The organism is Mesorhizobium sp. P2_D1, from assembly GCF_056404455.1.
In genome coordinates this window covers 377,352-396,304 of sequence record NZ_JBFUDZ010000001.1, presented here as the reverse complement: position 1 = coordinate 396,304, position 18,953 = coordinate 377,352, and the positions used below count along the sequence as shown (strand labels likewise).

22 protein-coding genes are annotated in these 18,953 nt (G+C 64.3%); 10 read left to right on the top strand and 12 right to left on the bottom strand.

The genetic code is table 11. From position 1 onward, the window contains the following. Positions 1 to 4: 4 nt before the first annotated feature. From AC1D0I_RS01955 to AC1D0I_RS01935, 5 genes are all read right to left on the bottom strand, one after another. Entirely contained in the window at positions 5 to 1,252 is a 1,248-nt protein-coding gene (locus AC1D0I_RS01955; RefSeq protein ID WP_477392717.1) for an RNA polymerase sigma factor, read from the bottom strand. After that, entirely contained in the window at positions 1,249 to 1,623 is a 375-nt protein-coding gene (locus tag AC1D0I_RS01950; RefSeq protein WP_477392715.1) for a YciI family protein, read from the bottom strand. Before AC1D0I_RS01950 ends, AC1D0I_RS01955 begins: the two co-directional genes overlap by 4 nt. 207 nt (positions 1,624 to 1,830) lie before the next feature. Then, positions 1,831 to 2,304, bottom strand: coding sequence for a thiol-disulfide oxidoreductase DCC family protein (locus tag AC1D0I_RS01945; RefSeq protein WP_477392713.1), 474 nt, complete (start codon positions 2,302 to 2,304; stop codon positions 1,831 to 1,833). A 179-nt stretch (positions 2,305 to 2,483) separates the two neighbouring features. After that, entirely contained in the window at positions 2,484 to 2,624 is a 141-nt protein-coding gene (locus AC1D0I_RS01940) for a hypothetical protein (RefSeq protein WP_477392711.1), read from the bottom strand. Positions 2,625 to 2,674: 50 nt separating this feature from the next. Beyond that, positions 2,675 to 3,004, bottom strand: a complete 330-nt coding sequence (locus AC1D0I_RS01935) for a hypothetical protein (protein ID WP_477392710.1) — start codon at positions 3,002 to 3,004, stop codon at positions 2,675 to 2,677. Between AC1D0I_RS01935 and ku the strand changes: the two genes are divergently transcribed. Beyond that, positions 3,003 to 3,875, top strand: coding sequence for a non-homologous end joining protein Ku (gene ku / locus AC1D0I_RS01930; RefSeq protein WP_477392708.1), 873 nt, complete (start codon positions 3,003 to 3,005; stop codon positions 3,873 to 3,875). The two genes, AC1D0I_RS01935 and ku, sit on opposite strands and share 2 nt — an antisense overlap. Positions 3,876 to 3,888: 13 nt before the next feature. Beyond that, positions 3,889 to 6,438, top strand: coding sequence for a DNA ligase D (ligD, locus tag AC1D0I_RS01925; RefSeq protein WP_477392706.1), 2,550 nt, complete (start codon positions 3,889 to 3,891; stop codon positions 6,436 to 6,438). A 35-nt stretch (positions 6,439 to 6,473) separates the two neighbouring features. On the opposite strand, the gene AC1D0I_RS01920 is transcribed toward ligD, so the two are convergent. Then, a complete protein-coding gene (locus AC1D0I_RS01920) occupies positions 6,474 to 7,148 on the bottom strand; it encodes an ArsR/SmtB family transcription factor (protein WP_477392704.1) in 675 nt (224 codons plus the stop codon). Between the two features lie 68 nt (positions 7,149 to 7,216). Between AC1D0I_RS01920 and AC1D0I_RS01915 the strand changes: the two genes are divergently transcribed. From AC1D0I_RS01915 to AC1D0I_RS01905, 3 genes are all read left to right on the top strand, one after another. Beyond that, positions 7,217 to 7,426 (top strand): DUF1127 domain-containing protein, encoded by a 210-nt coding sequence (locus tag AC1D0I_RS01915; protein ID WP_477305610.1) that lies wholly within the window; start codon positions 7,217 to 7,219, stop codon positions 7,424 to 7,426. 97 nt (positions 7,427 to 7,523) lie between these two features. Beyond that, positions 7,524 to 7,856, top strand: a complete 333-nt coding sequence (locus tag AC1D0I_RS01910) for an NIPSNAP family protein (protein ID WP_477392702.1) — start codon at positions 7,524 to 7,526, stop codon at positions 7,854 to 7,856. Then, on the top strand, positions 7,853 to 8,197 hold the full coding sequence (locus tag AC1D0I_RS01905) for an antibiotic biosynthesis monooxygenase family protein (RefSeq protein WP_477392700.1): 345 nt from the start codon (positions 7,853 to 7,855) through the stop codon (positions 8,195 to 8,197). Before AC1D0I_RS01910 ends, AC1D0I_RS01905 begins: the two co-directional genes overlap by 4 nt. 162 nt (positions 8,198 to 8,359) lie before the next feature. Here the strand turns inward: AC1D0I_RS01905 and mbfA are convergent, their stop codons facing one another. After that, entirely contained in the window at positions 8,360 to 9,343 is a 984-nt protein-coding gene (mbfA, locus tag AC1D0I_RS01900; RefSeq protein ID WP_477392699.1) for an iron exporter MbfA, read from the bottom strand. Between the two features lie 170 nt (positions 9,344 to 9,513). On the opposite strand from mbfA, the gene AC1D0I_RS01895 reads away from it, so the two are divergent. After that, the gene (locus AC1D0I_RS01895; protein WP_477392697.1) at positions 9,514 to 9,837 is read left to right on the top strand and encodes a hypothetical protein; all 324 of its coding nucleotides are present in this window, start codon (positions 9,514 to 9,516) and stop codon (positions 9,835 to 9,837) included. A 128-nt stretch (positions 9,838 to 9,965) separates the two neighbouring features. After that, positions 9,966 to 10,943 (top strand): threonine/serine dehydratase, encoded by a 978-nt coding sequence (locus tag AC1D0I_RS01890; protein ID WP_457151751.1) that lies wholly within the window; start codon positions 9,966 to 9,968, stop codon positions 10,941 to 10,943. Between the two features lie 249 nt (positions 10,944 to 11,192). Here the strand turns inward: AC1D0I_RS01890 and AC1D0I_RS01885 are convergent, their stop codons facing one another. The 4 genes from AC1D0I_RS01885 to AC1D0I_RS01870 are packed head-to-tail and all read right to left on the bottom strand — an operon-like array spanning position 11,193 to position 14,902. Further along, positions 11,193 to 12,329: an ABC transporter permease gene (locus AC1D0I_RS01885; protein WP_184872811.1), complete on the bottom strand. Its 1,137-nt coding sequence runs from the start codon at positions 12,327 to 12,329 to the stop codon at positions 11,193 to 11,195. Next, on the bottom strand, positions 12,326 to 13,246 hold the full coding sequence (locus tag AC1D0I_RS01880; RefSeq protein WP_477392695.1) for an ABC transporter ATP-binding protein: 921 nt from the start codon (positions 13,244 to 13,246) through the stop codon (positions 12,326 to 12,328). The genes AC1D0I_RS01885 and AC1D0I_RS01880 overlap by 4 nt, the downstream gene beginning before the upstream one ends. Next, complete coding sequence (locus AC1D0I_RS01875) at positions 13,243 to 14,196, bottom strand: HlyD family secretion protein (RefSeq protein ID WP_477392693.1); 954 nt, start codon at positions 14,194 to 14,196, stop codon at positions 13,243 to 13,245. Before AC1D0I_RS01875 ends, AC1D0I_RS01880 begins: the two co-directional genes overlap by 4 nt. 13 nt (positions 14,197 to 14,209) lie before the next feature. After that, the gene (locus tag AC1D0I_RS01870; protein ID WP_477392833.1) at positions 14,210 to 14,902 is read right to left on the bottom strand and encodes a CerR family C-terminal domain-containing protein; all 693 of its coding nucleotides are present in this window, start codon (positions 14,900 to 14,902) and stop codon (positions 14,210 to 14,212) included. Between the two features lie 103 nt (positions 14,903 to 15,005). Between AC1D0I_RS01870 and AC1D0I_RS01865 the strand changes: the two genes are divergently transcribed. The 3 genes from AC1D0I_RS01865 to AC1D0I_RS01855 all read left to right on the top strand — a co-directional run bounded on the left by AC1D0I_RS01865 (position 15,006) and on the right by AC1D0I_RS01855 (position 17,340). Further along, positions 15,006 to 15,479: a CYTH domain-containing protein gene (locus AC1D0I_RS01865; protein ID WP_477392691.1), complete on the top strand. Its 474-nt coding sequence runs from the start codon at positions 15,006 to 15,008 to the stop codon at positions 15,477 to 15,479. After that, positions 15,476 to 16,417: a CHAD domain-containing protein gene (locus AC1D0I_RS01860; protein ID WP_477392689.1), complete on the top strand. Its 942-nt coding sequence runs from the start codon at positions 15,476 to 15,478 to the stop codon at positions 16,415 to 16,417. Before AC1D0I_RS01865 ends, AC1D0I_RS01860 begins: the two co-directional genes overlap by 4 nt. Positions 16,418 to 16,521: 104 nt before the next feature. After that, complete coding sequence (locus tag AC1D0I_RS01855) at positions 16,522 to 17,340, top strand: C40 family peptidase (RefSeq protein ID WP_477392687.1); 819 nt, start codon at positions 16,522 to 16,524, stop codon at positions 17,338 to 17,340. A 70-nt stretch (positions 17,341 to 17,410) separates the two neighbouring features. Here AC1D0I_RS01855 and AC1D0I_RS01850 read toward each other — a convergent pair whose 3' ends face one another. Further along, positions 17,411 to 18,784, bottom strand: a complete 1,374-nt coding sequence (locus AC1D0I_RS01850) for an adenylate/guanylate cyclase domain-containing protein (protein WP_477392685.1) — start codon at positions 18,782 to 18,784, stop codon at positions 17,411 to 17,413. Positions 18,785 to 18,953 lie beyond the last annotated feature (169 nt).

Below are 18,953 nucleotides of genomic sequence, written 5' to 3'. Positions count from 1 at the left end.
AGGCTTAATGTCTGAGGGCTGCCCGTTTTCCCTGCAGGAACCGGCGCACCGCCGGGTCGCGCTCAAGGCCGATCGCCCGGTCATAGGCCTCGATCGCCTGCGGCACCTGACCGAGCCTGGACAGGAGACCGGCACGCGCCGCCCAATAAGGCTGATAGTCGTTGAGCCGTTTGTCGTCGCCCAGCACATAAAGAGCCGCCAGCCCCGCCACAGCGCCCTCAGCTTCCGCGATCGCCACCGCGCGGTTGATCGCCACCACCGGCGATCCTGCAATGACTGACAGCGCATCGTAGAAATTGCGGATCGCGGCCCAGTCGGTCAGGCCGGTCAGCCGTCGCGCCGCATGGACGGATTGTACGGCCGCTTCGAGCTGGTAACGGCCTATGACGCCCATGGTGGCGGCGCGGCGCAGCAGGGATTCCGCTTCCTCGATCAAGGCAGCGTCCCATTCCGCGCACTTCTGCTCGGCGAGCGGCACATACTCTCCGGCCGCATCGCGCCGCGCCGGGCGGCGTGCCTCGGCAAACAGCATCAGCGAAAGCAGGCCGAGCGCCTCCGGCTCATCCGGCATCAGCGAAGCCACCAGCCGGCCGAGCCAGATGCCTTCGGTCGCCAGGTTGCGGCGCTGCGTCTCGGTGCCGGCCGGATCGGACCAGCCTTCGGCGAAAGCGGCGTAGATGGCTTCCAGGACCGCGTCCAGCCGCTCGCCGAGTTCGGCCCGTTCAGGCACTCGGAACGGAATGCCAGTTTCCCGGATGCGGGTTTTGGCGCGCACCAGCCGCTGGCCCATGGTTGCGGGCGAGACCAGGAAGGCAGAGGCGATGGTGGCGGCGTCCAACCCCAGGACCGTCTGCAGGATCAGCGGCGCCCGCACACCCGATTCGATCGCCGGATGCGCGCAAGCAAACATCAGCCGCAGCCGTTCGTCGGGCAGCTCTTCGTCGGTCATGCGCGCTTCCGCCTCCTCGGCAATCAGCTTGAGATGATCACGGCCGGCCTCGCTGGTCAGCCGGCGCCGCACTGCATCGACGCGCCGGCGCCTTGCCACGGCCAGCAGCCAGGCTTCCGGCTTTTCAGGCACGCCGGTTCGCGGCCAGTGTTCGAGCGCTGCGGCAAAGGCATCGGCCAGCGCATCCTCGGCCGCAGCCACGTCGCGCGTGCGCGCCGCGAGCCAGGCAACCAGCTTGCCGTAGCTCTGCCGGGCGGCGGCCTCGGCGACCGCCCGGGCGGCGTCTGACCCGACAGCCTTCATGCAGCGTATGTTGGCATGTATTCGGCCATCGGCCAGATCGGCCGCACTTCCATTGTGCCGGCGCTGGCACCGGGACAGCGTGCCGCCCACGAGATAGCCGCGTCCATGTCGGGCACCTCGATCAAATAGTAGCCGCCGAGTTGCTCCTTGGTATCGGCATAGGGGCCGTCAATCACATTGGTCTTGCCGCTGGCCACCCGTACGGTGGTTGCTATCTTCGTCGGTTTCAATCGCTCGCCGGCCACGAACACACCGGCCTTCTTCATCGCTTCGGTGTAGGCGCCATAGGCGGCGCTCATCTGGGTGAGCGCCTCCTTGGGCGCGGCCGCCATTCCGGCTTCGTTGGAATAGATAAGAAGCAGATACTGCATGGTCTTCTCCCGTTATTTCGAGGGCCGCGTCATTGCGAGCCGGACGTATGTCGCGCGGCAGTGCCCGATTTCGACAGGCTGCGGAAAAAACTCTCGGCTGCGGCGGCTTTTTGCGCAAGCCGCCAACTGTTTTGTGATCGCCCGCACCCATGGAGGTGCCGTAGCCGACAATGAGACGCCTCATTCGCTGCTCCCAGAGCCGCGCTTTCAGCCCAGGAACCGCTCGCGCAGTTCGGCAGGAGGAATGCCGCAACTGTCTTTCCTGCCGAACAGGGCGTAGCGATTTTCGGCGATGCGGTCGTAAAGCCAGTTGCGCAGCGTGCGCGGCAGCAGCAACAGGGCCTTCGCCGCCCGCCACGGCCAGCTGAGCTCCGCCATGACGGCAACGAGGCTGTCGAGATGCGTGAAAGCGATGCCGTCGATCAGAACGAGATTGGTCTCGTAGGAATCCGTGCGCAGCCCGTGTTGCCTGAACTGTGCTTCGCCGAACGGCGACTGCACGGTGGCGAAGCGGAAGCGGCTTTGACGGTCGAGCCTGACCACCATGCGCACGAAGCCGGAGCACAGCACGCAGACGCCGTCGAAGACGATCAGCGGATGGCTGCGATCGAGGGGGTCGGAGGGACGGACGGACTTGGGTCGACTTGAATGGGGACGACTTGGGTTGGGAAGGTCAGTCACGCGGGCCTCGGCTGCTTATGCCCTAGAACATTAAGCCAGCCGGAGGCGGTATCAAAGCCGAGGCGATATCGCACGCCGCCTGTCGGTCAGAGCGGGACGCTCGGCGCGATAGGTGGTGGCGCGGGATTCGGCGGCCGGCCGGCAGATCCGGCTGTCGTGGCGGCTCTCGAAGGTCATGGTCAGCGCGCGCTCAACGAATTGCCGCGACGGGCGCTGGCCGGGCCGGGGCCGCGCATGTAGTAGCGCTCCGGCCGATAGGTCGGCGCAACGAATTCGCGGATGGCGGCGGCATAGCCGAGGAGGTGCGTGAGGAAGTTCATTTTACCTGTCCCTGTCCCGATTTTCGGATGTCCCTTCCGAATTGCGGACATCATAGCGTCGAGGCGTGAATAGTCGGTGAACACGATGTTAATATCTGGTCGAAAAGGCCTTGGTTCGTGGCCGGAATGCGGCTGATTCGGGGTCTTTCCGTGTGGTCCGTCGACATTTCGGCCAATGTGACTTTTGCATCACATATGTTTCGTTTGAATGTCGCCTGCGCGCGGTTCTGTTTCAATTCTTGCCGCGCTGGCGAAATTTCCTTGCTGGCCGACGCAGCCCCGGAAATCCCAGCCTCGCATCCCGACAGGGATCGGTGACGGAACTGGAACAGGCTCCAGTCGTTCTGGATTTCGAGACCTGTTGCGAAGGGAATTGTCATGGCGCCGCGTCCGGCCTGGAAGGGTTATCTGAAGCTGTCGTTGGTCACCTGTGCCGTCGAATTGACCAACGTCGTCACCCAAGCCGAGAAGGTCTCGTTCCGGGTGCTGAACCGCAAGACCGGCAACACCGTGAAGCGCATCTATGTCGACGCAGAAAATGGCAAGCCGTTGCGCGAGGGGGATGAGATCAAGGGCTATGAAGTCGATGACGGCGACTTCGTCCGCATCGAGGAAGACGAGATCGAGGCGGTGCAGATCGAGTCCTCGCACACGATGGCGCTCGACGGTTTCGTCGACAAATCCTCGATCCAGCAGATCTATCTCGACACCCCCTACTATGTGACGCCGGCCGACAAGGTGTCGGAAGAGGCTTTTGCCGTCATCCGCGATGCGATGGCGGACAAGAAGATGGCCGGGCTGGCGCGCATCGTGCTCTACAACCGCGAACGCCCGGTGGTGATCGAACCGCGCGGCATGGGCATGGTGCTGACGACGCTGCGCTACGACGACACGGTGCGCGAACCGTACTCCGTCTTCGGCGACATCAAGGATGTGAAGACCGACCCAGAGATGACCGATCTGGCCGAACGGATCATCGACAAGAAGAAGGCGAAGTTCGATCCCTCTCAGTTCGAGGACAAATATGAGAACGCGCTGCTGGAGCTGATCCGCGCCAGGAAGGCCGGCAGGAAGGCGCCAAAGGCCAAGGCAGAGCCCAAGCCGTCAAACGTCGTCAATCTGTTCGACGCGCTGAAGAAGAGCCTGTCTTCGGATGCCGGCGCATCGGAGGCTTCCACGCCGGCAAAAGCAAAACCCGCGGCCAGACGCACCAAGCCGAAAGCCGGCGCGTCCAAGCGCAAATCGGTCTGAGGATCAGAGACAGATGGCCAGCCTCGAACAGTATCATTCCAAGCGTGATTTCAAGAAGACGTCCGAACCGGCCGGCAAAGTCGGGCGCGGCGAGAACGCCAAGGCGGGCGGCATCTTCGTCATCCACAAGCATGCTGCGACACGGTTGCACTACGACCTTCGCCTGGAGCAGGACGGCGTGCTGTGGAGCTGGGCGGTGACGCGCGGCCCGAGCCTCGACCCGCATGAGAAACGGCTGGCCGTGCATGTCGAAGACCATCCGATCGACTATGCGCCGTTCGAGGGCACCATTCCCAAGGGCGAATATGGCGGCGGCTCGGTGATCGTCTGGGACGAGGGTACCTGGGTTCCCGAAATCGACCCGGCCAAGGCGATGAAGAAGGGCCATATCAGTTTCGAGCTGAAAGGCCACAAGCTGCATGGTCTCTGGCATCTGGTGCGGCTGAGGCCGCGCGCGGGCGAAAAGCGCGAGAACTGGCTGCTGATCAAATCGGACGATGCCGCGGCGCGCCCTGGCGAGGACATTCTGAAGGAGGCGCCGGAATCGGTGAAGTCGGGTTTGACGATCGAGGAGGTCGGCGAAGGCAAGACGGCCAAAGGCGAGAAGCCCGATGTCTGGCATTCCAGCAAGCCGGCCGCCGGCAAGGCAAAGACCGGCAGGCGCCTGGCCTTCGTCGAACCGCAGCTTGCGACGCTGGAGCGGGACGCACCGCCGGGCAAGGACTGGCTGCACGAGGTCAAGTTCGACGGCTATCGCATGCAGGCGCAGATTGCCGGCACGGAGGTGCGGCTTCTCACCCGCACCGGCCTCGACTGGACGGAAAAGTTCGGCGACGAAATTGCCGCGGAACTCGCCGGCTTGAAATGCAGCGACGCCATCATCGATGGCGAGATCGTCGCGCTGGCCGACAGCGGCGTGTCGTCCTTCGCGCTGCTGCAGGCCGACCTCTCCGCGAAACGGACAGATCGCTTCATCTACTATGTGTTCGACCTGATGCGGCTCGATGGCAAGGATTTGCGCGGCGAGCCGCTGGTCGAGCGCAAGCAGGCCCTGCAGGACCTGCTTGGCAAGGAGCCGGAGAACTCGGCCGTCCGTTTCAGCGACCATTTCGCCGAGCCCGGCAAGATCATGCTGGAGCATGCCTGCCGCATGGGGCTGGAAGGCGTCGTCTCCAAGCGCGCCGATGCGCCCTATCGCAGCGGGCGCGGTCCTTCCTGGGTGAAGTCGAAATGCACGGCGCGGCAGGAATTCGTCATCGGCGGCTATTTGCCGTCGGACAAGACCGGACGCGGGCTGCGCTCGCTGCTGGTCGGCTATCACGAGGGTGGCGGACTGCACTATGCCGGCCGCGTCGGCACCGGCTTCTCGGCCAAGACGGCCACCGACCTGAAGACAAAACTCGATGCGCTGAAGGCGGAGCATTCGCCCTTCGACAAGGCCGTGCCGAAAGGCAAGGGCCTGGTCTGGGTGAAGCCCGAACTGGTCGGCGAAGTGGAGTTCCGCAGCTGGACATCCGACCGTATAATACGCCATGCCTCGTTCCAGGGATTGCGCGAGGACAAGCCGGCGGAGGAAGTCGTGCAGGAAAAGCCCAAGTTTGCGGCAGGGAAGTCTTCGTCAGGGGAGGCTTCGACAGGGAAGGCAGGCAAGAGCCCGGCCAAGGCGAAGCCGGTATCAGGCAGCGCTGGCAAACCTGCCGGAGTGACGACGACCAGCGTGAAGCTTTCCCACCCCGACAAGCTGCTGTGGCCCGAGGAAAAGATTTCCAAGCAGGGCCTGCTCGACCACTACGCGTTGGTGTGGCCGCGCATGGAACAGTTCATCGTCAACCGACCGCTCAGCCTGGTCAGGGCGCCGGACGGCGTCGGCGGCCCGCGCTTCTTCCAGAAACATGCCTCGGCCGGCATGAGCGACAAGATCGCCCGGATGAAGGACCCGACCGACGGCGAGGAGATCCTGTTCATCCGCGATTTCGACGGCGTCGCAGCGCTCGTCCAGTACGGCGTGGTCGAGATCCACATCTGGGGCTGCACCGTCGATGCGCTGGAACAGCCGGACCAGATCATCTTCGACCTTGACCCCGATGAGGGCGTCGACGTGAAAGCCGTGCGCGAGGCCGCACTCGATATCAGAGGCAAGCTTGAAGAGCTGTCGCTGCCGAATTTCGTCAAGACCTCAGGCGGCAAGGGCTACCACGTCGTGATGCCGCTGAAACCATCGGCGGATTGGGACGCAGTGAAAACCTTTGCGCATGATTTTGCCAAGGCGCTGGAACAGGCCTCGCCCGACCGCTACACGGCGACGCTGTCGAAAAAGGCGCGCACGGGAAAGATCTTCGTCGACTATCTGCGCAATGGCCGAGGCTCGACCACGGTCGCGCCCTATTCGTCACGCGCCAAGAAGGGCGCCACCGTGTCGATGCCGGTGACCTGGGCCGAGATCGAGGCGGGACTGGCGCCGAACGCTTTCCCGATCGGCGACAAGACGACGCTGAAGCAGTTGGCCGAAACCGATCCGTGGGTGGATTTCTTCAGGCAAGGGAAAGTGCTGGGGCGGGGGTAGTTAGCCGCATACGCGCGGGCTGTCCCGCCAACGTCTCAGCCCAGAAAAACCCTCTCGAAAGCCTGCTTGCCCGGCGGTGAGAAGATGACCGCGCGGCTGTCCTTCTCGCGGCGAGCCCATTTTTCGGCGAGGATCTTGTCGAGGATAGCGGCACCCAGCGTGCCGGCGAGGTGCGAACGGCGCACGCTCCAATCGAGGCAGGCGCGGCAGACCGGCCGGCGCGGCTTGGCATCGACATCGATGCCGATGGCGGCGAAATGCGGTGCCGCCGAAGGCCCGAGCCTGATCTCCTTGTCGTCGCGCAGCAGGATTTCCTTCTCGACGAGACGATCGAGCATCGCCACCGCCTGCTCGCCGGCGAGGTGATCGTAACAGACGCGCGCCACGCGCATGGCGCCGTCACGCGGGCCCGGCCGCACGCGCTTTGGGCCAACGGCTTCGGCGACACCGGTGATGGCCTCGATCATGCCCGCCACCTGGGGTCCAGCGAGGCCGTAATAGCGGTGCCTTCCCTGGCTCGCCAATGTCAGCAGCCCGCCCTCCATCAACTTGGACAAATGCGAGCTCGCCGTCGGCAGCGACACGCCGGCCTCGAGCGCCAGTTCGCTCGCGGTCAAAGCCGTGCCGCCCATCAGGGCGTTGAGCATGTTTGCCCGCGCCGGATCGCCAACCAGGCTGGCGATGCGGGCGATGTCGGGTCCTTCACGCATAGTTCGTTCCTCATCGAAGCATCCTTGTCAGATAAGCATTATTCTCCGACCAGATCAAGGAGATGACGATGACAACCGCTTCCACCTCCGCACCGCTCCCCAGCCGCCGATCGTTCTCGTTCGTCACCTGGTTCCGTTTGCGGCTGCTGGCCCGGTGGCATGACCGCCATGTGCAGCGCCTCGACCTCGCCGAGATCGACGATCATTTGCTGCGCGACCTCGGCCTGACGCCGGAAGACGTGCGCCGTGAATGCGCGAAATCCTTCTGGCAGGCATGACCCGCAAGGGAATTGCTTAGCACATCGACCCTGGGGATGCTTCGACCCCGCTCGAAACGTCGCCGCAAGAAGACATCAACCCGCCAAGGAGACCACCATGACCATCACCTGCTTCATCCGCTATGAAATCGACCCGTTCGGCAAGGCGGCCTTCGAGGAATATGCCCGCAACTGGGGCCAGGTCATTCCGCGCTGCGGCGCCGACCTGATCGGCTATTTCGCGCCACATGAGGGCTCGGCGACGACGGCCTACGCGGCCTACAACATCGACAACCTGGCGGCCTACGAGGCCTACCGCGCCCGGCTTGCCGCCGACCCTGCCGGCAAGGCAAACTACGAGTTCGCCCGCCGTGAAAAGTTCATCCGTAGGGAGGATCGCATGTTCCTGAAACTGGCTTCCGGCCCACACGCGAAACTGGTGCTGCCGTGATCGCCGTCATCTTCGAGGTCGAACCGGCGGCGGGCAGGCGCGATGCCTATCTCCGCATCGCTGCTGACCTGCGCCCTCTGCTCGACGGCATCGACGGGTTTGTCTCGATCGAGCGCTTCCAGAGTCTCTCCGACCCGAACCGCATCCTGTCCTTATCGTTCTGGCGCGACGAGGAGGCGGTCAAGGCCTGGCGCAACACCGAGGAGCACCGGCAGGCGCAGAAGGCCGGCCGTGGCGGTATCTTTGCCGGCTACCGTCTGCGTATCGTCCATGTCGTGCGTGACTACGGCCTGACGGAGAGGGCCGAGGCGCCGGCGGATAGCCGCGCAGTGAATGGATGAAGGTTACGGGTAGGTGTCGGCGTTGCCCCTCATCCGCCTGCCGGCACCTTCTCCCCGTAAGGGACGGGAGAAGGGAAGCGCTCCAACGCTGGCGACCCCCTCTCCCCGTTCTTCACGGGGAGAGGGTAAGGGTGAGGGGCGGCGCCGACCTCTGTCGTCAAACTAAGCATTCCCGATCAGCACGCCGGCCGCGAACACCAGCGCGCCGCCTAGCACCACCTGGAAGGCGGCGCGCAGGAACGGCGTCTGCATGTAACGGTTCTGGACGAAGGCGATCGCCCACAATTCGAAGAACACCACCACTGCGGCGACCGCCGTCGCCGTCCAAAATTGCGGGATGAGATAGGGCAGCGCGTGGCCGAGCCCGCCGAGCGTCGTCATGATGCCCACAGTGAGGCCGCGCTTGATCGGCGAGCCGCGGCCCGACAGCTTGCCATCGTCAGATGCGACCTCGGTGAAGCCCATCGAAATGCCGGCGCCGATCGAGGCGGCGAGGCCGACAAGGAGCGTCTGCCAGGTATCATGCGTGGCGAAAGCCGCGGCGAAGATCGGCGCCAGCGTCGACACCGACCCGTCCATCAGCCCGGCCAGCCCCGGCTGCACATAGGTGAGGATGAACTGGCGCTGTTCGGCAACGGCCTCTTCGTCCTTGACTTCGCCCGGCACGTGCTTCTGTTCCAGACGCTGCGCCAGCGTTTCGTGGCCCTGCTCGGCCACCGCCAAATCGTCGAGCAGTTTCCGGGTGGAAGCATCGGTGGTGCGCTTGGCCGCCTCGACGTAGAACAGATAGGCGCGCCGCTCCATCGCCTCGGCCTGGCTGCGCACATGCTCGATGCCGAGCGGTCTCACCAGCCAGTCAGGCTTGCGCTCGAAGTAGCCTTTCACATGTTCGCGCCGGATCAGCGGAATGCGATCGCCGAAACGCTTGCGGAAAAGCTCGATCAGCGAGTCGCGATGACCATCCTCTTCCTCGGCCATCTCCTCGAACACCTTTGCCGATTGCTGAAAGCTTTCCGCCAGTCCGTCGGCGTAGGCCCGGTAGATGCGCCCGTCATCTTCCTCGGACGAAATGGCCAGTGCCAGGATCTCCTGTTCGGAGAGCGATTCGAAGGGACGGCGGCCGAAACCGAAAACACGGGAAAGCATGAGGAATTCACCCTAGTTTAGAATAGTTCTAAACTAGGGTTTGATATGCCCCAGGTCAATGCGCGCCTGGGTCGCGGTCAACAATTGTTGAAGCCCGCGCGCGCCGCACCCCTTCATTATCAGCGAATGTTCACCTATATTTGGCTAAGCCAAGGAAAAGGATTCCGCAGATGACGGCAAACCAGCCCCCGCAACACTATGACCCCAAGCCCGTTCTCGATCTCATCGCCAGCATCGAGGCCGATCTGCGGCGCCTGAAAGACATGGTCGAGCAGCAGGTCGAGAAATTCGACCCCGCCAACCCCCACAACAAGGCCCCGGACGGCAAGTTGACCGAAGAGGGCGTCGAGTGCTGCTACCGCATGTTCGACGAAGGCAAGTCGCGCTATTCGGTCGCCCAGCAGATGAAAATCTCCTTCGCCGCCGCCACCCACCGCTTCAACAGCTGGCGCAAGCTGGGTGGCACCAGGCGGCAACGGGCGTTGTTGGGATAAGTGGCGGTTGGCCGCACGGCACAAACGCCGGCAAGACTCCCAAACCTTGTAACCGTCACATTTTTTCGTTGGTGTCGCGCGGCCGTTTCCGTGCACCATGGCCTGGCCATTTTTTCGCAGGATCCGCCATGACCACCCCTCCCGGCATAGAAGACATCCATCGCGCCGCAGCCCGGCTTTCCGGCCTGATCGTCGAGACGCCGTTGATCGAATCGCAGGAGTTGAACAAGCACTTCGGTGCCCGCATCCTGTTCAAGCCGGAGACGCTGCAGCGCACCGGCTCGTTCAAGTTCCGCGGCGCCTACAACAAGCTCTCCTCACTCAGCGAAGAGGAGCGCAGCCGTGGCGTCGTCGCCTTCTCGTCGGGCAACCACGCACAGGGCGTCGCTGCGGCGTCGGCGATGTTCGGCGTCAAGGCGGTCATCGCCATGCCGGCCGACGCGCCGGTAATGAAGGTCGGCAATGTCCGCAAGATGGGGGCCGAGGTGGTGCCGTTCGACCGCTTTCGCGACGACCGCATGACCGTGGTGCGCCCTTACATCGAGAAAGGCATGGTGCTGGTGCCGCCCTTCGACGACCCGGCCATCATCGCCGGCCAGGGCACGATCGGCCTCGAATTGATGCGCCAGGCGAAAGCGCTTGGCGTCAGCCTCGACGCCGTGGTCATCCCTTGCGGCGGCGGTGGCCTGTCGAGCGGCATTTCCATCGCCGTCAAGGACGCCTCTCCCAGCACTTCGGTCTGGGCGGTGGAGCCCGAGCATTTCGACGACACCCGCCTTTCGCTGGCCGCCGGCGCCAGGGTTTCGAACGAGCCGGGCCACAATTCGATCTGCGATGCGATCCTGACAGCCGAGCCCGGCGTGATCACCTTCGAGATCAACCGCAGAAACCTTGCCGGGGCCATCGCCGTCTCCGACAAGGCGACGGCGCAGGCGATGCGCGATGCCATGGCCTATCTCAAGCTGGTGGTCGAACCCGGCGGCTGCGTCGCGCTGGCGGCACTGTCATCGGGCGAGATCGAGCTCTCCGGCAAATGCGTCGCCGTGGTGCTGTCCGGCGGCAACGTCGATTTCGGGACTTATGCGGAGATCATGGCGGCGGCGTAGACGAAGAAACTTAGCACGCAGGGTGACAGCCGCAGCGATCCTTCCCACCCCCCTCTGCCCTGCCGGGCATCTCCCCCGCAAGGGGGGAGATTGGCCGTTATCTCTGCTTTCGCCAATCGCCGCCATCGCAGGAGCAAGCGCAGCGCTGAAACTGCCGATCTCCCCCCCTTGCGGGGGAGATGGCCGGCAGGCCAGAGGGGGGCGCTGTCCCGCCGACCTCAAAAGTCTCCGGGCAGTAGCGGCCTGACCTTAATCCAGCGTCCGCCTGAACCGGACCAGCGCGACGCCGGCAAACAACGCCACGAACACCACCAGCCAGCCGATCTCCGTCGCCACGGCCGGCAGTTCTGCACCCTTCAGCATCACCGCACGGATGATGCGCAGAAAGTGCGTCAGCGGCAGGATCTCGCCGAACGCCTGCGCCCAGCCGGGCATGCCGCGATAGGGGAACATGAAGCCGGACAGCATGATCGACGGCAGGAAGAAGAAGAAGGTGAGCTGCAGCGCCTGCATCTGCGTGCGCGCGATGGTCGAGATCGTGTAGCCGAGCAGCACCAGCGCCAGCACGAAGATCAGCACGGCGGTGAGGAGCAGCGACATCGACCCGGTAAAGGGGATGGCGAACAAGAGCTTGGCCGCCGCCAGCACCACCACCACCTGCACGCCGCCGACCGCCAGATAGGGCAGCACCTTGCCCATCATGATCTCGAGCGGGCTGGACGGCATCGCCAGAAGGTTTTCCATGGTGCCGCGCTCGGTCTCGCGGGTCAGCGCGATCGAGGTCATCATCACCATCGTCATCTGCAGGATGACGCCGAGCAGACCGGGCACGATGTTGTATTGCGAAATGCCTTCCGGGTTGTAGCGCCGGTGCACCACCACTTCGAGCTGGCCAAGTGCTGCCTCGGCGGCCGCCTCCTGCATGCCGCGCGCCCTGAGCAGGGCCTGGCTGGCCACGGTGCCGAGCGTCGAGATGGCGCCGCTAGCGACGGCCGGATCGGTGGCGTCGGCCTCGATCAGGATCTGCGGGCTGTCGCCGCGCTCGACCCGCCGGGCAAAATCGGCGGGGATGGTGACGACGAAGGCGACATCGCCGCGCGACATCAGGAATTCCGCGTCGGCCGCACTTTGCGAGACATGGTCGAAACGGTAGTAGCCTGTCGTCTGCAGCGCCGAGACCATGGCGCGCGTGTAGGGGTCGCTGCTCGTCGCAACCAGCGCGGCCGGCAGGCTCTTCGGGTCGTTGTTGATGGCATAGCCGAACAACACGAGCTGCATCAGTGGCACGCCGAGCATCATGGCGAAGGTGATGCGGTCGCGCCGCATCTGGATGAACTCCTTGATCAGCAGCGCGCCAAGGCGGGCGAAGGAAAAGACACTGTTCATGCCATGTTGTCCTTCGAGCCGGACATGAACTGGATAAAGACGTCCTCGAGGCTGGTTTCGCCCGGCGCCACCTTCACGCCCTTGTGCTCTTTCTCGACATCGGCGAGCGCGGCTTCCAGCTTCTTCCGGTCGGAACCGACGACATGCAGCGTGGCACCGAACGGGGCCACCTGGTCGACGCCGGGCCGGCCCTGAAGCGCTTCCGCCACCTGGTCGAGCCGCGGGCCCTGCAGGACGAAAGTGGTCAGCCCGGCATTTTTCACCACCTCGGCGACGGTGCCGGTGGCCAGCATCTTCCCGTAGGAAATGTAGCTGATGCGGTGGCAGCGCTCGGCCTCGTCCATATAGTGGGTGGAGACCAGCACGGTCAGCCCGCCGCTGGCGAGGCGATGGATCTCGTCCCAGAACTCGCGTCGCGCCTTTGGATCGACGCCGGCCGTCGGCTCGTCGAGCAACAGCAGCTTCGGCTTGTGCATGATGCAGGCGGCCAGCGCCAGCCGCTGCTTCCAGCCGCCCGACAAGGTGCCAGCCAACTGGTTGCGGCGCGTCGTCAGGCCGAGCTCCTCCAACGTACGCGCCACATGCTCCTCGACCGGCTTCAACCGGTAAAGCCGCGCGACGAATTCGAGATTCTCGCCAATCGTCAGATCCTCGTAGAACGAGAATTTCTGCGTCATGTAGCCGACTTCGCGCTTGATGCGCAGGCTGTCGGTGCGGATGTCGAAGCCGAGCACCGTGCCTTCGCCCTCGTCGGGCGTCAGCAGGCCGCACATGATGCGGATGGTGGTGGTCTTGCCCGAACCATTGGGGCCGAGGAAGCCGACGATCTCGCCTTCGGCGACGGTCATCGTCACATGGTCGACGACAGTCTTGTCGCCAAACCGCTTGACCAGACCATGGACGTCGATGGCGTTCATTTTCCGCCATCCGCGAGATCGACATCGACGATCTGGCCCGGCTGCAGCGGGCCGGCGTCGCCCTCCGGCCGTGCCTCGACCAGATAGACCAGCTTCTGCCGGTTCTCCAAGGAATAGATCACCGGCGGGGTGAATTCGGGATCCGGCGAGACGTAGCTGACCCGTGCCCTCACGTCCGGGCCGCAGCCGTCGCAATGGACGCCGAGCAAGGTGCCGACCTTGACCGAGGAGAAGGAGGCTTCCGGGATGTAGACGCTGAGTTTTACGGCGCCGTCGGGCAGGATCGAAATGACCGGTGAGGTCGGGCCGGCGGTGTCGCCCGGATTGCGGATGACATCGTTGACGCGGCCCGACGACGGCGACGCCAGCACCCGCTTCGACAGCCGCCACCGCGCCTGCTCCAGGGTCGCCTGCGCCTGCTTGACCTGGTTGTCGGCGGCCTTGATCGTCTCGGGGCGCGCCGGCAGGCCGCCGACAGCGAGATTGGCATTGGCCTGGCCGACCTGCGCGTTGGCTGTCTCCAATGTCGCCGAAGCGGTGTCGAAATCGGCCTGCGTGCCGGCGCCGCGCTTGAACAGATCGGCGGCGCGGTCGTATTTGCGCTTGGCGTCGGCGGCCTGCGCGCTGGCCATGTCGACCTCGGCCCTGAGCACCGCGATCTCTTCCGGGCGCTTGCCGATCTGCAGGTCGGCCAATTGCGCCTGGGCCTGGGCCAGGCCGGCCTCGGCCTGCGCGACCGCGATCTTGGCATCGGCGCTTTCCAGCGTCACCACGGTCGTCCCGGGTGTGACACGATCGCCGCGCTTGACGGTGACGGTCTCGACCTGCGCCACCTCGATCGGCGCCAGCAGCACATAGTCGCCCTCGACATAGCCGACGGCCAGCGGCGCTGCCGGCGCGCAGGCGCTGAAAAGCTGCGCGGCGAGTGGCAGCGAACACAGAAAGCTCATGGTCTTTGCCCCTTCATCCCTGGCCCTTGCGGGCAGCCAATATGGCCTTGAGATTGCCCGATGTGACCGCCACCACCTTGGCTGCCTCGGCGGCGCCAATGTCGTTCCAGCCCATGCGGCGCATCACCGCCTCGCGGCCGATGCGGAAATAGATGACTTGGCCAATCAGCGTGAACACGGTGAGCCTCGTGGCCTCGCTTTCGGCCGGTTCCCCCGTCGCCTGCTCCCAGAGCTGGCACAGCCGGCGGTGCGTCGGCTCGAACACGCCGTCATAGATGCGGTCGAGCGCTGCCGTCGGATGCGAAAGCTCGCGCAGCACGAACTGCACGATCTCGCCGGCCTGCGGGCTGGCAACGACAAAGCCGACCATCCGCTCCAGCGCCGCGAAGAGCAGCGCTTGCGCCGCCTCCGGATTGGCCGGTCCTGCCGCTGTCGCCGGCACATTTCCGAGCGCCGGGCCGGCAACCGTCTGGATGGTCTCGACGATGAAGTCGGCGGCGGCGGCGCGAAGGCCCTCCTTGCCGCCGAAATGATAGGCGATCGAGCCGATATTGGCCTCTGCCTCGGCCGCGATCTGGCGCGTCGAGGTGCCGTCGAAACCCTGCCGTCCAAACAGTTTCAGGGCCGCCTGGACGAGAGCCGCGCGCGTCATCTCGGCGGGCGAAGTCTCGCGGCGGGGGCTTCCGGTGTCGGGCAACTTGGTCATGAGCGCCATTTAATCAATCGATTGATTAAAGTCAATCGATGAGTCAAACTTGCGTACGCGACCATCTTGCCACGGCCGGCTGTTAACGCTTTAGTGCGCGGCCATGGGCAAGGAAGTCGAACGCAAATTCCTGGTCTCCGGCACAGCATGGCGGGATCTGGTCGAGGCGGATATCCGCATTCGCCAGTTCTATCTTGCCGCGACCCCCGGCCGAACCCTGCGCATCCGCATCAGCGACGACACTTCCGCCAAGCTGACACTCAAATTCGGCAGCAGGGCGCGCGTGCGCGACGAATTCGAATATCCGATCCCGCTGGCGGAGGCCAAGGAGATGCTGGCATTCGCGCTTGGACGTGTCATCGAGAAGACACGCCACCATGTTAGGCATCGCGGCTATCTCTATGAGGTCGATGTCTTTGGCGGCCCGCTTGCGGGACTTGTGGTCGCCGAACTTGAGACGCCGGAGGACGTGCCTGACGAAATGCTGCCTGACTGGCTCGGCCGCGAGGTCACGGGCGAGTCTGAATTTTACAACGCGTCGCTCGCCCTCGGGGGGATTCCGGAGATCGCCGCATGAGTTTTCGCATCGATCCGCGCCTGCCGCTGACCGGCGAGGTCAGGCGTATCCTTGCCGAGGAAATCGGCAAGGCAATGGCCCATCTTGACGCCGCGCGCAGCCGGCCGGAACAGGGGCTGCACAAATGCCGCAAGCGGCTGAAGAGCGCGCGCGCCTTGCTGCGGCTTGTTCGTTCCGGTGACGGAACATTCTGCGAGACCGAGAACCAATGCTACCGCAACGTGGCTGGCCTGCTTGCCGGGCCGCGGGAGGCGACGGCGCTGATCGAGACCATCGACCGTCTGGCGGCAAGCTTTCCCAAGGAGAGCGCCAACGACGGGCTGGCAGCGGTGCGCGACAGGCTGATCGCCCGCCAGCATGAATTGCACGAAGGCGCCGGGCTCGACGCGGCAATCGCTGCTGCGACCGCCGCTTGCGAGGAAGGCCTGCACCGGATCGAAACCCTCGCTCTGCCGGATCAGCCGGAACAGGCCGCCGACGTGCTTGCCGAAGGCGCCCGCGCCACCTTGCGCCGGGCCAGGAAAGCGCTCGACTGGGCCGGATCGCGCGGTGCGGCCAATGATTTCCACGATCTGCGCAAGGCGGCCAAGACGCACGGCATGCATCTGTCGCTGCTCGGCCGGCTGTGGCCGACGCCGATCAAGGCCAGGCGCAAGGCGGTCGACGCACTGGGTGAGCGGCTGGGCGACCTGCATGACCTGTTCGTTATGCGCGACCTGCTCGAGGCCGATGACCGTCCGCTCGGACCGCCCGAAGACACCAGGCTCCTGGGCAAGCTTCTGAAGCGGTCGGAAAAGCAGCTGAAGAAGGCCTGTCTGGCCGAGGCGGCCGAGCTGTTCGGCGACAGTCCCAAACGCTCGACACGCAAACTGGCCCGCAAGGCGCGCGGCGATCTGGCCGAGGCAGCCCAGGACGATCTGATCGCAACCGCCGGCTGACGGAGCTGTCCTCTCCCTTCTCCCCTTGTGGAGGGGGAGCTGACGTCGGCGCAACCACCCTCCCGCTGGCACCCAGCGCCTGCCCGTGCTAATCGGCATTTGGCATGACCGAGCTCAGAGACACGCTTCTGGATCGACTTGGCCGCCGGCTCGCCGGCGCGCTGCAGGAAGAGTCTTCCGGCTACGAACCGTATACCCCGTCCGATGCCGAGACGCTGCGCCGTGCGCTGGAGCCCGGCGACATCCTGTTGATCGAGGGCAACCAGAAGATCTCGGCGGTGATCAAGTACCTGACCCAGTCGACCTGGTCGCACGCGGCCCTTTATGTCGGTGATGCGTTGCCCGAGCCGCAAGACGGAACGGAGCGGCCGCGGCTGATCGAAGTCTCGATGGGCGAAGGCTGCGTCGCCGTGCCGCTGTCGCGCTATCGCACCTACAACACCCGCATCTGCCGGGCGAGCGGCCTGGCGCCGGAGGACCGCGACAGGGTCGTCGCCTTCATGATCGGTAAGCTCGGCCTGAAATACGATCTCAAGAACATCCTCGACATGCTGCGTTATTTCCTGCCGGCGCCGCCGGTGCCGGTGCGCTGGCGCCGCCGCATGCTGGCATTCGGCTCCGGCGACCCGACACGGGCCATCTGTTCCTCGCTGATCGCCGAGGCCTACGGCCAGATCCGCTATCCGATCCTGCCCGAAATCACCCGCGCGCCCGGCCGCGCGTCGGCGCAGTCCAACTATTCACGCAGGGAAATCCTGCATATCCGCCACCACTCGCTGTACACGCCGCGCGATTTCGACCTGTCGCCCTATTTCCGCATCGTCAAGCCGACGCTGGAATATGGTTTCGACTACCGGGCGGTGACGTGGGACGACAAGGCAAGCTCAGCCGCAAAGGCTGGCGCAATCGCCTCAGACACGTGATACACATGCCCCTATGGCGCGGCCTACCGCCATCCAGCCGGGGTGCAGGCGTTTCACATGGCGGCCTACATCACGCCGAAACCGCACCCTGGTTTTCGGTTCTGGGTTCGATCCAGACATGGACCGGTTCGTCCCGGCCCCGGATGCTCACCGGTCCATGATCGCGCGCATTCAACTGTGTCGTGGGCGATTCCGCCTTCGCGGCGTCAATCAGTTGTGACCCAAAGCAAATATTCGCCTGGAGCTCACGGCATAGTGATTGCAAACGGCTGGCGACGTTGACGGTGTCGCCAACCACCGCGAAGGACAGATTGCGCTCGCTGCCGACCGCGCCGATGACAACTGCGCCATATTGTGCACCGATCCGAACGTCCAGCGGCGGGTATCCCCTGGACACCCGCTGTACATTCCAGTCTTCGAGAGCGGCGACCATCGCTTCAGCGCACTGGATGGCCCGAGTCGCGTCGTCATGGCTGGCTTGCGGAACCCCGAATGTCGCCATGATGCAATCGCCGATATAGTTATCGACGGTGCCATGGTGGTCGAAAACGACCTGTTCCATGCGACGGTGGAACTGACGCAGAAGTTCGAACACTGCTTCGGCCGGATGATCCTCGGAATAGTGTGTGAAGCCGACGATGTCGGCGAACAGCACCGCGATATCCTGCCGGCGGACCGGGCCGAAGGGCTCGTCGTCGGTGGCGAGCTGGTCGACGACATTGGGCGAAAAATGCCGGGCGAGATTGGCGCGGGCGCGCTCTGCCTTCACAAAGTCTTCCGACAGATGTCGGGAACGAAAGACGACCAGTGCCATGATCGCGCCGATAATCAGCACAACCAACACGTTGGTCGCCTGCGCAAATGTATCGACGAAATTGGGGTTGAGATAAAGGTTCAGTCGCTCTGTCATCGGCAGCGAATAGAGGTCCGTCGCCGGAATGACGGTTCCCGGATGATAAATCACCCATTCCACCCCGATCGCCCATGTCAAGGCCGCGAGCGCGCCAAGATAGAGCGCCAATCGTGTCGAAAGGGTCAGCGCGCCAAGGCATACGAAAATCAGCAGGAATTTGAAGCTGCCCTCGCGCAGTTGCATCGCGGCCGGCGCGACCTCCAGGGAAAACGGGTTGGGCGTTACCAGCAGAACGGTCAACAGAATGATGTCCAGCGTACCGACGAGGTAACCGATCCACCATCGCGCCGTCGTGCGACGGCGCGCAAAGAGAAACTGGATCAGGCCGATGAGCTGGAACAGCACGAGGCCTGTCAGCACGAAGAGCAGCGAAGCATCCCAGCGGCTGATCAATGAAAAGAAGCAGGCGATCACAGCGAGCGATGCCGTACGCGCCCAGAACTGCAATGCAGCACCCTGGCGTTCTGCGCGCGCCCGCAAATTTTTCAGGCGCGAATAGCGGCGAAGTTCAAGTGTTGGCGCGGTCGGCATAGGATCACTTCGATTTCACGGGGGGACGTGCCACGCATTCGGCAAACGCGCCCTCTACGGTCTGACAAATCAGTGCGCGAACTCTATCATGAATGTGATTTCATTCTGAAACGCGGCTGCAGAGAGCGAAAATATCCGGAAAAAAGTTCATGGTGAAAACCGAAGCAGG